This window comes from Anaerosolibacter carboniphilus, from assembly GCF_014205875.1.
Classification (GTDB): Bacteria; Bacillota; Clostridia; order Peptostreptococcales; family Thermotaleaceae; genus Anaerosolibacter; species Anaerosolibacter carboniphilus.
In genome coordinates, this window is the sequence record NZ_JACHEN010000038.1 from 39,393 (window position 1) to 52,915 (window position 13,523).

The following is a 13,523-nucleotide window of genomic DNA, read 5'->3' on the forward strand; positions in this document are numbered from 1 at the left end:
CCACCCCTTTTCTTACTTCACGATATTCAAACTGATATCCATAGCTCTTACAGAATGGGTCAATGCCCCCACAGATATGACATCAATACCGATTTCTGCAATCTCCCGCAGTCTTTCCTTCGTGATATTTCCTGAAGCTTCTAGAATCGCCCTGCCAGCAGTTATTTCAACAGCCTTTTTCATGTTGGCCGTATCCATATTGTCCAGCATGATGATATCTGCCTTTGCTTCCAATGCCTCTTGAAGCTGGGCCAGAGATTCTACCTCCACTTCAATTTTCATGGTATGGGGAATATTTTGTCTCGTTATTTCAATGGCTTTGGTGATACTTCCCACTGCCTTGATATGATTATCCTTGATCATCACTGCATCCGATAGATTAAAACGATGGTTATGGCATCCGCCCATACGGATTGCATATTTTTCCAGAATCCTCAATCCTGGTGTAGTCTTCCTCGTATCTACTATCCTTGTAGGATACCCTGCCACTCCATCGGCGTAGGCTTTCGCCATGGTAGCAATACCCGACATTCTTTGAATGAGATTCAAAGCCAGACGTTCTCCCTTCAAAATTCCTCGGGTTGATCCCTTGATTTCAGCCATATGCTCGCCTTTTTTTACCATATCTCCATCCTTTTTTAAAGGTATAAAAGAGATACTTTGATCCAGTATCTTGAAAGTCATCTCTGCCACAGCCAGTCCAGCAATCACACCGTCCTCCTTGGCTGTCATTCTAGCCACTGATATACTTTCTTCCCCAATTAAGGTATCCGTGGTTATATCACCGTAGTTCATATCTTCTTTCAATGCGTTCCGAATAATTTCTTCCACCATCAATTTGCTCAACAAATCTATCCCTCCATCTCATCCTGGCGATAATGCCCCCCCAGGCTCTCTTTCCTCTTTATTGCACTTTCGATAATCAACCATGCAACCGTGGTCATATTTTTAAGCTCATGGTAAGGAATCGAATTTTCTTGACTTCCCTCCAAAGTTTTTCTAATTTCCTCTACCTCTCCTCGAGCTTGTTCTAAGCCCTTTTCAGTTCGAATGATAGATACATGGCGATCCATGGTTTCTTTCAATCGATTTTTTAAAGCAGAAATGTCTATTGGGCTATTTGTTTTCGTTTTTTCTGCACCAATGCGCCCAATCAAAGGAGCTTCATTTGATTGATCCTCGCTTAATATTTTATTGATATCCTCTGCTACTCTTTTACCAAAAACCAAACCTTCCAACAAAGAATTGCTTGCCAACCGATTGGCTCCATGGACACCCGTGCAGGCACACTCTCCACAAGCATAAAGTCCTTTTAGATTGGTTCTTCCATAATCATCGGTCAGAATTCCACCCATCACATAGTGCTCTGCTGGTGCCACAGGAATCCATTCCTTTGTCATGTCGATTCCTTCCTTCAAACAATGGTTATAGATGGTAGGAAATCTATGTTGGATAAATTCCGATCCTTTATGCGTAATATCCAAATATACATGGGATTGACCTGTCTTGATCATCTCTGCAAAAATACTTCTAGCGACAATATCTCGAGGTGCCAAATCTTCTAGCTCGTGGTATTTTTCCATAAAGGCTTCTCCATGGATATTTCTCAGTATAGCGCCTTCTCCTCGAACTGCTTCAGAGATTAGAAATTTCTGTCCAGGCGTATCTGTATACATAGCAGTAGGGTGGAATTGTATAAACTCCATATCTCGGATTTCTGTCCCTGCTTCGTATGCCATGGCAATTCCATCTCCCGTAGCCACCGATGGATTGGTAGTATTTTTATATACCTGACCGATTCCTCCAGTAGCCATGACAATACAGTTGCTCTGATAGATTGCTTGTTGTCCATCCTTATCAATCGCCAAAAGACCTATCACGCCTTTTGGTGAAACCATTAGCCAGGTAGCACACACATGCTCCATAAGTCTTATGTTTTGTCGCCTATGGATTTCTTCCCCCATTCCTCGAATAATCTCCCTGCCTGTGGCATCCTTTGCATGGAGTACCCTTCTTTTGCTATGCCCACCTTCCCGGGTTACCAAAAGTTTCCCCTCTTCATCTCGATCAAGATTCACCCCATACTGCAGCAATTTTCCAATATTCACGGGGGCTTCTTCAATGAGTATTCGCGTATGCTTCTGGTCATTATGATAGGCGCCGGCCTTCACCGTATCCTCATAATGGGACTCAAAATCATCGGAAGGGCTCACACAGGCAGCAATACCGCCTTGGGCAAGATTGCTGTTATTGGTCTCGAGGGCCGCCTTAGAGAGGATCGTAACCGTATATCTTTCACTTATGTTCAGCGCCGTATATAGACCTGCAATGCCTGTTCCTATAACAACAACATCGCTTTTCACTGCATCCTCCGGCTCTTTTGTGGATACATTTTCATTCATGTTCATATTCTCCTTAGCTTAATTCCAACATTCTTTCTAAACAGCCTAGGGCTTTTTTACGAATTTCTTCATCTACTATAATTTCATGCTGTTCATGAAGCAAGGCCTTATAGATATCTGGAAGGGATGTTTTCTTCATATTGAAGCACGTCAAGCCCGGAGACAGTAGATAAAATTTCTTGTCTGGATTTTCATTTCTCAGCTTGTGCATAACACCCATCTCTGTTCCAATGATAAACGTCTTACTGTCCGACATCTTGGCATAATTGATGATCTCTGAAGTACTGCCCACAAAATCAGCCAGTTCCACCACATTAGGTGAACATTCTGGATGGATGAGGATTTTCGCATCGGGGTGCTGCTTTCTTACGTTGTCTACCTCCGATGTTCTTACCCGGTGATGGGTAATACAGAAACCTTCCCAGGAGATCACTTCTTTTTCTGGTACTTGCTTTCCAATATAATGGCCTAGATTCTGATCGGGTACAAACAATATTTTGTCTGCTTCCATATTTTTTACGATCTTTACAGCATTGGCCGAGGTACAACAAATATCACTCTCCGCTTTTACCTCTGCCGATGAATTCACATAGCATACGACAGGGATTTCCGGATATTCTTTTTTAAATGCCCGCAGTTGATCTGCATCAATCATATCTGCCATAGGACATCCTGCGTCATAAACAGGCAAAAGCACCTTCTTCTCAGGCGAAAGTATCTTTGCGCTCTCTGCCATAAAGTGTACCCCACTAAAAACAATGATATCTGCATCTGTTTTTGCTGCTTCCTGGCTAAGCTTTAGGGAATCTCCCACAATATCTGCAATATCTTGAATCTCTGGAATTTGATAGTTATGAGCAAGAATAATTGCATTTTTTTCTTTCTTTAGCCGTTCAATCTCGTGAATCATTTCTTTTTCATTCATCGTTTCTTTCTCCTTTTATTCATCGTTTCGTCTTATCTTTTATAGGTTTTCCATTTCACTAAAAAAGTATTTTCTTCACACATATTGTTTGAAATTTAACAGAGTTAACTGTTTTTACACCTGTCTTGTCACCTAATAAAAAAAATATAACAAATCTTTTTGCCTTGTGCAACCATTAAGATTTGTACATTTATTTTTAATTACACTATTCTACTTCTTTTACAAAGAATCCTTTTTCCTTCAGCACTTCTATCATCCTCTGAAAAGCGCGATCATTTGGGATCTCTAAAGTATGCATGTGCTCTCCCCCCGTCAACGTCGATAGGGGTTCTGCCTTATCTTTTCGGACATTCTTCATAAAATCCTCCACATCCATGCGAGAACCTATATTTAGAGATCTTCGAATCTTCCCATAAAGGGGATGATGAACGATTACATCCACTACCTTGATACCCGTATCCACCATGATCGTCAGTTCTTGTTCCATTTCGTCATATCCACTATGCTTACATACAACATTTTTTAGGTGGGATGTACTTTCTTTGTCTATTGGAATGATATAACCGCTAGGTGTTGCCAAAATCGAATATCCCTGGGCTCGAATCAAAGCGATATCCTGGACGATCACCTGACGGCTTACTTGAAACTGCTTTGAAAGTTCAGACCCCGTTATGGGTTCCCCACGCTTCTTCAGCATTTCAATAATCTGCTGACGTCTAGTCTCTGCCATTCTTTTCCTCCTTCCTAGCCACCCTTTTATTCCTATTCTATCATAATCTTTATTTTATGTGGATACTCACATTTTATGTTGGACGGATAGCTCTAACGTAAAATAGTCTGGCTGCGCCAGACTATTTATATTTTAGCTTAACTTAAATGCTCGAATTGCATCTTCCAGCTTCTTAGACATTTGACTCATTTCTTCTGCCAACCCACTCATTTGTATTGTGGCATTATTTTGCTCTTCCGTCGCTGCCGATACCTCCTGGGATGCCGCAGCCGTTTCTTCTGATACAGCAGATACATTTTCAATCACCGTTAGTACATTGTTTCTACTTTCCATAACACGATCCAGACTTGCTGTAATCTTGTTAATCTGATCTACCACATGCTCAATGCCTTGGTCAATTTCACCAAAAGTCTCTCTTGTATGCTTCACTGCCTCATTTTGCTCCTGGACTACAACTTCAGCAGTTTTCATCGTCTCTTGGGCAAGTTTTACATCTTCCTGGATCGTCATGATGATTTCTTTTACACTATTGCTGGATTGCGCCGTGCTTTCCGCCAGCTTTCTCACCTCTTCTGCTACTACCGCAAACCCTCTTCCTGCTTCTCCTGCCCTAGCTGCTTCAATCGCTGCATTTAGTGCTAAAAGATTGGTCTGTTCGGATATTGCCGTAATGGTCTCTACAATATTTCCGATGGTATTTGCCTTATTGCTCAAGCTGCTCACCACACCAGCAACCTTATGAGACACTTTATTGCTTTCCACAGTCTTAGTTTCTAACACATTAACGGCCTCTAATCCCTTATGATTCGCAGTATACACAAGATTAGAAGAATCTTTGCTTTCCTCAATATGCCGGGCCATCATCTCCAACTCTTTTGATAGTTCGTGAGCCGCCATCGCTCCAGCCTCCGCATCCCGTGCTTGATCATTGGCACCTCGGGCTACTTCTGAAATTGTTCTTGCTACCTCTTCAATAGATCGGGCTGTCTCCTTCGTTGTAACGCTTACCACTTCAGAGGTTGTCAATACCTGATGAGAGGTTTCACCTATACTTTGAATCAAATGGGTCATTCCTTGCATCATGGTATTGAAGCTATTGCTTAGCTTCCCTAACTCATTTTTGCTAGTATATTGGCTTTGTACTGTCAGATCACCACGGGACGCCCTATCCATTAATATCATCAATTGTTCGATAGGCTTGGTAATGGCCCTAGAAGTAAAGTAGGTCCCGATGATCACAAGAAGAATAAGTCCTGATGCAATGAATATATTCCTTTTCTGAATATCCTTCACAAATGCCATGGCACTGGATTTTTTCTGTACTGTAATTACAGCCCAAGGATCTGATATACCAGGAAGATTAATGGTTTGATAGGCACTGATGACCGTATCACCATTTCCATCCACATATTCAGCCACCCCAGTTTCTCCACCCAATGCTTTTTCGGTTATTTCCTTCAACTTTTCTGGTACTTCAATGGCCTGTTCCTCTATCTTTTCGTTCCCTTTTTCATCCTTTAATACATTCCCATTGCTATCTTTCATTTGTATTGTCTTTTTCATCGTTTTGTAATTATAAAGTTCTTTTACTTGGTTTTTCTCCGGATGGGCAATTACTGTTCCCTCTCCATCAATCACATAAACATACTGATCCTTCCCTGTACTAAACTTTTCAACCATCTCCTGAAGGGCATCCAACTTAATATCCGAGCCCATGACACCCATCAACTGGCCATCATTATAGATCGGCAGAATCACAGAGGTTACTGCCACATTTCCATTTACAGAATAATAGGACTTACTGACAAAAGGTTTTTTATCTCCCATGATCTGAATAAACCACCATCGATTGGAACGATCCCCCAAGTCACCCGATGATTTGGCAGTCTGCATACCATCGGTACCCTGGATATATAGGAGATCAAAGTAGGAATGTCTTTGAATCACATCGGTCAGTACCTTATTTTGTTCCTCCGTAACAAAGCCTGTTACACTGCTATGGTGAGTGATTTCCTCTGTCGTACTATATGCCTTGTCTATGAAAGCGCTTACATTTCCTGCAATGGCATTCGCAACAGTTTTTCCATTTTCTTCAATATACTTGTGAAAATCCTTAGAAATAAAATGATGACTAATGATATTAGATGCGACGAATGGTAAAAGAACCATGATCAGTGTAATAATGATAAGCTTGCTTCGAAGTGTCCTCAATTACATCTCTCCTTTTGTCTTTTATAAAATATTATTATAAGATCTTTTTAATTATTCTACACGTTTCGTCATTTTCCTGCATATCATGACCCCTGTTCACAATAATTAGTTATCTACACTTAGAAGGTTTTTTACTTTCTATGTCGAATTTTATAGTATGTTTATGATACACTACTTTTACAACATCAAATTTTACTATTCCCATAACCTTTATTCCTTCTAAAGCTTGATTGATAAGGAAAAGGAGGCTTTTGAATATGGAAAAAATGATTGAGCGTACATTGACTTTGTATAAAAATAATCTAGACATCGATAAAGGTCAAGAAGCTATCTTAAAATATGGCATTTATTTAGCCTATACTTATATTTTTGGTTTTCTTGCTTCTTTATTTCTAGCCCAAATCTTAGGTATTTTTACTTATGTTTTGGTGCTCCTTATTGCTATTTCAATATTTAGAAATTTTTCTGGTGGAGCCCATTGTACTTCCATGGGCAATTGCATTGTTTTCAGTGCTGTAACCGCCAATCTGCTGGGCTTATTTGCAACAACTTTCCTGGGTCATCAAGTTGTTATGCTACTTACAACCCTCGGGATTTTCCTCTTTGCTTTATGGACAGTTTCTACCTATGCACCTGCTGACACACCAGCTAAGCCCATCACTTCTCTTGAAAAAAGAAAGCTTTTAAGGAATCGCTCCTATTTGGTACTAATTTTTTGGTTCACTATAAATTTAGGATGGTACATATATTTTGATAAGATTCATTCTTTGATCTTTACTTCATCCATTGGCATCCTTTGGCAGAGTATATCCCTGACCAAATTTGGCTATAGACTCTACCATGCTTTTGATGCAGTATTCAACAGATTATTTGCGAAAGGAGGAAACTACTTATGATGAGAAGATTATTACAATTATCCGTAGCCGTACTTACTTTCTTTGCCTTTACCAGCGCAGCATCTGCATGTACTATTATAGGTTTTCAACCTGAACTACCAGAACAATTAAAAGACATGTAATGACTAAGAAAAATAGCAAAGCTGCTGTATACTTTGCTATTTTTCTGCTTATTACTTTAATAGGTTTTATTTTGGAGGGACAATTTATGGCAACAGTAGAATCTTTAATCGTCTTTTTTATCGAAGGATTTCTAAGCCTGGGTGCTGGCTTAGGTATATTGGGTATTCGCTTGAATTTACGTCATATGGGACTTCTGTCTTGCCTATATTCCCTCATCACTTATGGTGTTCGAAAGCTTTATGCGTTATATAACATTCCTTTTGGCACTCATACCTTTATTATCCTTGGTATTTTTGCATTATTCATTGTTTTCATCGGAAAGCAAAAAATATTGGACAGTATTCTTTCGGTAATTGTTAGTCTATCTCTTATGCTATTAGGTGAAAGTTTTTTCCTTTTTCCCATATTGAATTTCCTAGGTGTTGATTTTACCACTTTGACCACTAGAATCGGCGGCACCCTTTTACTAGCGCTTGCTGTATATATTCCTCTAATCATTGCTTTTTGCTTTTGCTATGTTTTAAAGTTTACAGTTATTAACATGAATCATTTTAAAAATGTAAATAGATTGTAGGGATCTGCTATGAAGTTATATACAAAAGCTTATTTCCTGATCATTGTTATACTTGTACAGAGCTTGACTGTGATTTTACTAACTAACCAGCTTTTTATTAATATGATAAAAGGATTGCTGGCTTTCGATAAGTACTCTTATCCCGTAGCCATCATTTTGAACCTACTGGCCATCAGTGCTTTTTTCTCCATCTACTTTGTCTTGAGATTTCTTCATATCGAGAGAGAGTCTATCATAAAGCTGAATCACTCCCAGGAAGTCATTGATGCCCTCCATGGGCAGAAGCATGATTTTAACAATCATCTGAATTTGATTGCTGGAATGCTTCAGGTCGGAAAGCCGGAAAGAGCTTTAGAATATATTTTTGATGTGTCACAAAAAGTGGATGAAGTATTTTCAATTTCTAAAATTAAAAACATCGAAATCGCTGCTACCCTGAGTAGAAAATGCGCCATTGCAGAAAGTAAAGGGATCACTGTAGAGATGGATATCACCACTTCTTTAGAAAATCTAAGGATGGATCCCATCGAATTGTGCAAAGTACTATTTAATCTTTTGGATAATGCGATCTACGAACTGGAACATAGTGACCATGAACAAAAAATCTTAAGCATTGATATCTCAGATCATGACCACAGGTACTGTATTGCCATCGGAAACTCCTATCCCATACTACCCTCTGAGTTATATGACAGAGTCTTTCAGCCAAGGTATACAACAAAGAATGGTGAAGGTCATGGCTACGGTTTAAGTATTGTAAAACAAATTGTGGACAAAAATAAAGGAAGTATTGCTGTGGAAAGCTACGAGGGCATAGGCACAATTTTCACAGTTTTCTTACCGCAAATATAAAAGAGTGTATAAATAGATAAACTATTTATACACTCTTTTATATTACTTGCTCGTATTCTCTACGTTTTTCATAGAATTGTTTACATGCACGGTAAGGGCCTTTTCAGCTCTTTCCTTGTCTCTATCCAAGAACGCATCCAAAATCGCTTTGTGTTCTTCCAATGCATGAGGCATCCTGCCTTCGTTCTCTAAAGATTTTTTTCTTGTCTGCTTCACATAATATTGGAAATCCTTTAATACCTGCTCCAAATATCTACTTTTCGTTGCTTTATAAATCGTTTCATGGAATCTGGTATTCTGCTCGGCAAACTTATCCTTATCTTTTTTGAATGCATAGAACTCCATTAGTTCATAGGTTTCCTTTAGATCTTGTAATTCTTGATCTGTAATCCGCTCTACAGCCCAAGTCGCAGCAATTCCTTCAATCGCTCTACGAATGGTAAAAATATCTTGTATATCTTGCTTTGTAATCCCTTTCACCACAACGCCACGATTTGGGATGTTTTCTACAATCCCATCGAGCTCCAATTGTTTTAAAGCTTCCCTTACCGGTGTACGGCTGACGCCTAATTCCTCCGCGAGTTTTGCTTCTACCAACTTTTCGCCTTCTGTATATTTTCCATGTAATATATCATCTCTAATGACGTTAAATATCTTCGATGTCAAGGATAATCTCCCTACATTATCCTCGTTCAGCAGATCCCTTCCCATAATATCCTCCATATCCAAATAATATTTTACCTACCAGTGTATTCTCCGATCTGGTAGGCAAACGCATTCCTTACAAGCCCATTTTATTATAAAAACGCAGCAATGTCAATGTATACAGGAGTGCAGTAATACATTCTCGAAATTGCATTCTTAAAAATTTCTCCTTCATTCTTAGGATCTTTAAATATAGAGGTACATTCTATATCGCATACCATAGCAGCCTACGCATCCTTCATATTTCCCATCTCACATAGAAAATATACATGTTCATGAATAGAGAAATGTTGATGAAAAGCACTTCTATCGGAACGACAATTGAAATATTCTACTTCGTACGCTTCAAAACCTAACATTTTTCCCTTTTTCTTACAAATTCATTTCATAAAAGTTGTAATTTTTTCATAAAATTTTAAATAATTTTCCAACCAGAAGGAAATGTTAAAACTTTGTAGAATGACTATTGTTGGAAACGTATCATTTAGTTTACATATATTATTTTATTTTTCTCCTATTTCTAAACTTTAACCATTGGAAAGGATGATTTTCGTGAGTGTATCAATCAACCAGTTAAGACCTCAAGCTGTTTTTCATTATTTCGAAGAAATATCAAAAATTCCCCATGGCTCTGGTAATGAGAAAGCTATCAGTGATTATTTGGTAGACTTTGCAAAACAACATGGTCTTGAGGTAATCCAAGATCCTGCCATGAACATAATCATTAAAAAAGGCCCTTCTCTTGGTTATGAGAACGCACCTACGGTAATTATTCAGGGCCACATGGATATGGTATGCGAAAAGAACAAGGATACCGTCCATGATTTTGAAAAGGATCCACTTCAATTAAGAGTCATTGAGGATATGCTCTATGCCACCAATACCACATTGGGCGCTGATAACGGTATCGCCATCGCCTATGCATTAGCAATTTTGGCTGCCAATGATATCCCCCATCCACCGCTGGAGGTTCTGGTTACTGTAGAAGAAGAGACTGGTATGGGTGGTGCCATGACCATTGACCCATCTCATCTTAAAGGCAGTATCCTCATCAATATTGACTCCGAAGAAGAAGGCCACCTCCTTGTAAGCTGTGCCGGTGGTGTGAGAACCAAACACATCCTATCGATTGCTTGGGAGGATGTGAAAGCAGGTACAGATACTTATGGCATTCGAATCCGTGGTTTAAAGGGTGGCCATTCTGGCATGGAAATTGACAAGGGTCGTGGCAATGCGAATAAACTCATGGGTAGAATTTTAAATGACTTATCTACGGTTTGTCAGTTCCAGATAATTGATATCAACGGTGGTTCTAAAATGAATGCCATCCCAAGAGAATGTGATGCCCTCCTATCTGTGAGTCAAGAAGATGAGCAGGCACTAAAAACTAAAATTGAAGAGTGGAATCAGCTTCTCAAAAATGAATTACGGGTATCGGATCCAGATGTGGTTGTAAAGCTAGACAGAGTGGATGATGAAATCAAGAAAGTATTCTCTAAGGATACAACCCATAAAGTGATTGCCTCTTTGGTACTCATCCCCAATGGTGTTCAAACCATGAGTATGGATATTCAGGGTCTCGTAGAGAGCTCAACCAATTTAGGGGTGGTCACTACAGATCAAGATATGGTACGATTTGAAAGTGCTATTCGTAGTTCTGTAAGAAGCTTAAAGTATAAAATTTTAAATGAAGCCAAAATGGTTGCTAAAATCCTAGACTGTGAATTAAAAGCAGACTCTGATTACCCTGAATGGTCCTACAATCCTGATTCTAAAATTCGACCTTTATTTCAAAAGGTTTATGAAGAGAAGTATGGTGAAGAAGCGAAGATTATCGCCATCCATGCCGGTGTGGAATGTGGTCTCTTTAAAGAAAAAATGGAACACTTGGATATGATCTCCTTTGGTCCAAATATGTATGATGTCCATACACCCAATGAGCATCTAAGCATTTCTTCTACAGAACGAACATGGGATTATCTATTGTCCGTATTAAAAGAAATTAAATAGTTTATCCAATTATATATAACTTTCTTGGAAATAATCTTTCTATTCAGTAAAGAAGCAACAAACAGAACAGAAAAATATAACAGTATAAAATAAATGGGAGTGACTGTCACTCCCATTTATTTTATATCAAGATATATAGTTTTTTCATCTTGAATCCATTTTGCAGTACAATTTAGCATGTCCGTAATAAAACCAATTTCAACTTTTGTTTTTCCAAAAGATAAAACAGTATTAGAAATAATAAGGAAACACAGTTTTTTTATTAAAAGCTTGCAGAGAGATACTCTTTTCATTTAAAACAACTGATATATTTTTATTGTATAGTTAGGCTGAATAATAATCCTCTGATCTAATGAGCTCATAATTAGCAATATTAGCTACTGACACTAAATCAACAAAAGCTTTTCCGTTTCTAATTATAACCTTCTCATTTCCATCAATTACCCTACCATCATCTAATGATACCAATAGTTCATTTGCTTTAAAATTTGCACTTAAACCATTTTTTACATATGCTCTATAAGATACGTTAATAGTACTAAAATTGACCAAAAAAATGGCTTAAGCATTTCCTTTTTATTTTTTTCTGCAACAAAAATTATAATTATACATAACCCAACTAATATTCCAAAAAAACTTGATAGTTGATTTAATAGAGTATTTTTTGAAAATATATAGGCTCCCCTCAGCAAAAGGTAAAATAATCCGCTAACATATGTAATATTTATTAAATGCTTCATAATATTCTCCTCTCTTTCGACCTGTATAGTATAGTTTCCAATCAACACAGTTATAATTATGCTTCTTTATAGATATTTAATATTTTCATAGCACTGTATTTACTTATAAATTCAGCTCTATTATTAACGTTTAACTTTTCATAAATACTGGATATGATTTTCCTCAATGTAGACAAGGAAATATGACATGCTTGGTATATTTCTTTGTCTGTAAAGCCCAATTCTAAATAATGCGCAACTTGGCTTTCTTTTGGAGAGAGATGGACCTCATCGGTTTTACCATCTAAAATGTATCCATCTTGAAAATTATTCATTATGCTTTGAATAATAAAGTTCTTATAAAAGGTCGTAACTAACATTTCAATAAATAATATTAGATCCTCGTTAATTTCCCGTCTTGTAATCATTGATATAAAAAATATCATTTCACCATTTTTTTTTTGAATAGGCTTAGTTAAGATATCACCTATTTTTTCTGTGTTTAGTTGTATAGAAATTGATTTTTTCTCTCTTGATAACAATATATTTTCTTTTATTTTTTCTTCTAAATCAGCGAGGATTGTTTCTTCATTAAGATTGAACCCCTTATAATTCAATATAATTATATTATTTAAATTAAATTCAGTCAAAACAAATAGAATTTCCGTACTTAGATTATTCATCACATTCGTAATGGATAGTTCATTAATTGTCTTTTTTAAAATACTTATAGCGCACCGCTTATTGTTAGTAAAAATTTCACGCATGCTTCCCTCCTATATTTTATATGTGGCTAATTGTAAAAATTATACTATACATACTAATGACACCACAATTTCAAATAAGTTGCAAATAATTACATGTTTTTACATTATTTTATTTATTTTATTAAATTAAATATGCTTATAATAAACAAAATTTATTGCGCTGTTAGTTAATATACTACAAATTATATAATAAGTTTGAGTTTAAGTAGTGGCCGCTAATACACTCATATAACAATAATAGGGGGATTTTAACTTATGATTAAAAATAAAAGAGTCATTTTATTATTAGTTGCTCTATTTGTGCTAGCGTCAAGTATAAGTGGTTTTGCTGCTACTTCATGGAGTGCTCCTAATGGAGGTGTCTGGACATTTACAAAAACTGATGGAAGTAATCCAATACTACGACCTGAAACAATTAAATATATACCATATGACGAATTAGCCTTAATTCAGGCAAACAAATTGACTAAAGCAGACCTGTCCACTATAGCTAACGTAATTAGAGATAAAGGCGTATGACCTTTACCCAATTTGATGGACACACATCAAAGCTAGTATAATAAAAGTAAGATGGAGGTGTCCTTATGGGTAAGAAAAAAACTTATGATC

Annotated in this window: 13 protein-coding genes; 6 read left to right on the plus strand and 7 right to left on the minus strand. The window is 37.3% G+C overall.

The window, feature by feature from the left end:
- Nucleotides 1–12: 12 nt before the first annotated feature.
- The 5 genes from nadC to HNQ80_RS22390 form a co-directional block, all read right to left on the minus strand.
- Complete coding sequence (gene nadC, locus HNQ80_RS22370; RefSeq protein WP_184312905.1) at nucleotides 13–849, minus strand: carboxylating nicotinate-nucleotide diphosphorylase; 837 nt, start codon at nucleotides 847–849, stop codon at nucleotides 13–15.
- Between the two features lie 2 nt (nucleotides 850–851).
- Nucleotides 852–2,402: an L-aspartate oxidase gene (gene nadB, locus HNQ80_RS22375; RefSeq protein ID WP_243183504.1), complete on the minus strand. Its 1,551-nt coding sequence runs from the start codon at nucleotides 2,400–2,402 to the stop codon at nucleotides 852–854.
- A 13-nt stretch (nucleotides 2,403–2,415) separates the two neighbouring features.
- The gene (nadA, locus tag HNQ80_RS22380) at nucleotides 2,416–3,327 is read right to left on the minus strand and encodes a quinolinate synthase NadA (RefSeq protein WP_184312907.1); all 912 of its coding nucleotides are present in this window, start codon (nucleotides 3,325–3,327) and stop codon (nucleotides 2,416–2,418) included.
- Nucleotides 3,328–3,532: 205 nt separating this feature from the next.
- On the minus strand, nucleotides 3,533–4,057 hold the full coding sequence (locus HNQ80_RS22385; protein ID WP_184312908.1) for a transcription repressor NadR: 525 nt from the start codon (nucleotides 4,055–4,057) through the stop codon (nucleotides 3,533–3,535).
- 132 nt (nucleotides 4,058–4,189) lie between these two features.
- Nucleotides 4,190–6,268, minus strand: coding sequence for a methyl-accepting chemotaxis protein (locus HNQ80_RS22390; protein WP_184312909.1), 2,079 nt, complete (start codon nucleotides 6,266–6,268; stop codon nucleotides 4,190–4,192).
- Between the two features lie 257 nt (nucleotides 6,269–6,525).
- Between HNQ80_RS22390 and HNQ80_RS22395 the strand changes: the two genes are divergently transcribed.
- The 4 genes from HNQ80_RS22395 to HNQ80_RS22410 all read left to right on the plus strand — a co-directional run bounded on the left by HNQ80_RS22395 (nucleotide 6,526) and on the right by HNQ80_RS22410 (nucleotide 8,713).
- Nucleotides 6,526–7,164, plus strand: coding sequence for an accessory gene regulator ArgB-like protein (locus HNQ80_RS22395; RefSeq protein ID WP_184312910.1), 639 nt, complete (start codon nucleotides 6,526–6,528; stop codon nucleotides 7,162–7,164).
- Nucleotides 7,161–7,286, plus strand: a complete 126-nt coding sequence (locus HNQ80_RS22400) for a cyclic lactone autoinducer peptide (protein ID WP_184312911.1) — start codon at nucleotides 7,161–7,163, stop codon at nucleotides 7,284–7,286. The genes HNQ80_RS22395 and HNQ80_RS22400 overlap by 4 nt, the downstream gene beginning before the upstream one ends.
- 86 nt (nucleotides 7,287–7,372) lie before the next feature.
- Nucleotides 7,373–7,861 carry a hypothetical protein gene (locus HNQ80_RS22405; protein ID WP_184312912.1) on the plus strand — a complete coding sequence of 163 codons (489 nt, stop codon included), beginning with the start codon at nucleotides 7,373–7,375 and terminating at the stop codon, nucleotides 7,859–7,861.
- 9 nt (nucleotides 7,862–7,870) lie between these two features.
- Nucleotides 7,871–8,713 (plus strand): sensor histidine kinase, encoded by an 843-nt coding sequence (locus HNQ80_RS22410; protein WP_184312913.1) that lies wholly within the window; start codon nucleotides 7,871–7,873, stop codon nucleotides 8,711–8,713.
- A gap of 42 nt (nucleotides 8,714–8,755) precedes the next feature.
- Here the strand turns inward: HNQ80_RS22410 and HNQ80_RS22415 are convergent, their stop codons facing one another.
- On the minus strand, nucleotides 8,756–9,424 hold the full coding sequence (locus HNQ80_RS22415) for a GntR family transcriptional regulator (RefSeq protein WP_184312914.1): 669 nt from the start codon (nucleotides 9,422–9,424) through the stop codon (nucleotides 8,756–8,758).
- 537 nt (nucleotides 9,425–9,961) lie between these two features.
- On the opposite strand from HNQ80_RS22415, the gene HNQ80_RS22420 reads away from it, so the two are divergent.
- The gene (locus HNQ80_RS22420; protein WP_207727157.1) at nucleotides 9,962–11,428 is read left to right on the plus strand and encodes an aminoacyl-histidine dipeptidase; all 1,467 of its coding nucleotides are present in this window, start codon (nucleotides 9,962–9,964) and stop codon (nucleotides 11,426–11,428) included.
- A 796-nt stretch (nucleotides 11,429–12,224) separates the two neighbouring features.
- On the opposite strand, the gene HNQ80_RS22425 is transcribed toward HNQ80_RS22420, so the two are convergent.
- Nucleotides 12,225–12,914, minus strand: coding sequence for a helix-turn-helix transcriptional regulator (locus HNQ80_RS22425; RefSeq protein WP_184312916.1), 690 nt, complete (start codon nucleotides 12,912–12,914; stop codon nucleotides 12,225–12,227).
- A 255-nt stretch (nucleotides 12,915–13,169) separates the two neighbouring features.
- Here HNQ80_RS22425 and HNQ80_RS22435 point away from each other — a divergent pair, with 255 nt between their 5' ends.
- Nucleotides 13,170–13,433, plus strand: coding sequence for a hypothetical protein (locus HNQ80_RS22435; RefSeq protein ID WP_184312918.1), 264 nt, complete (start codon nucleotides 13,170–13,172; stop codon nucleotides 13,431–13,433).
- Nucleotides 13,434–13,523: the final 90 nt, after the last annotated feature.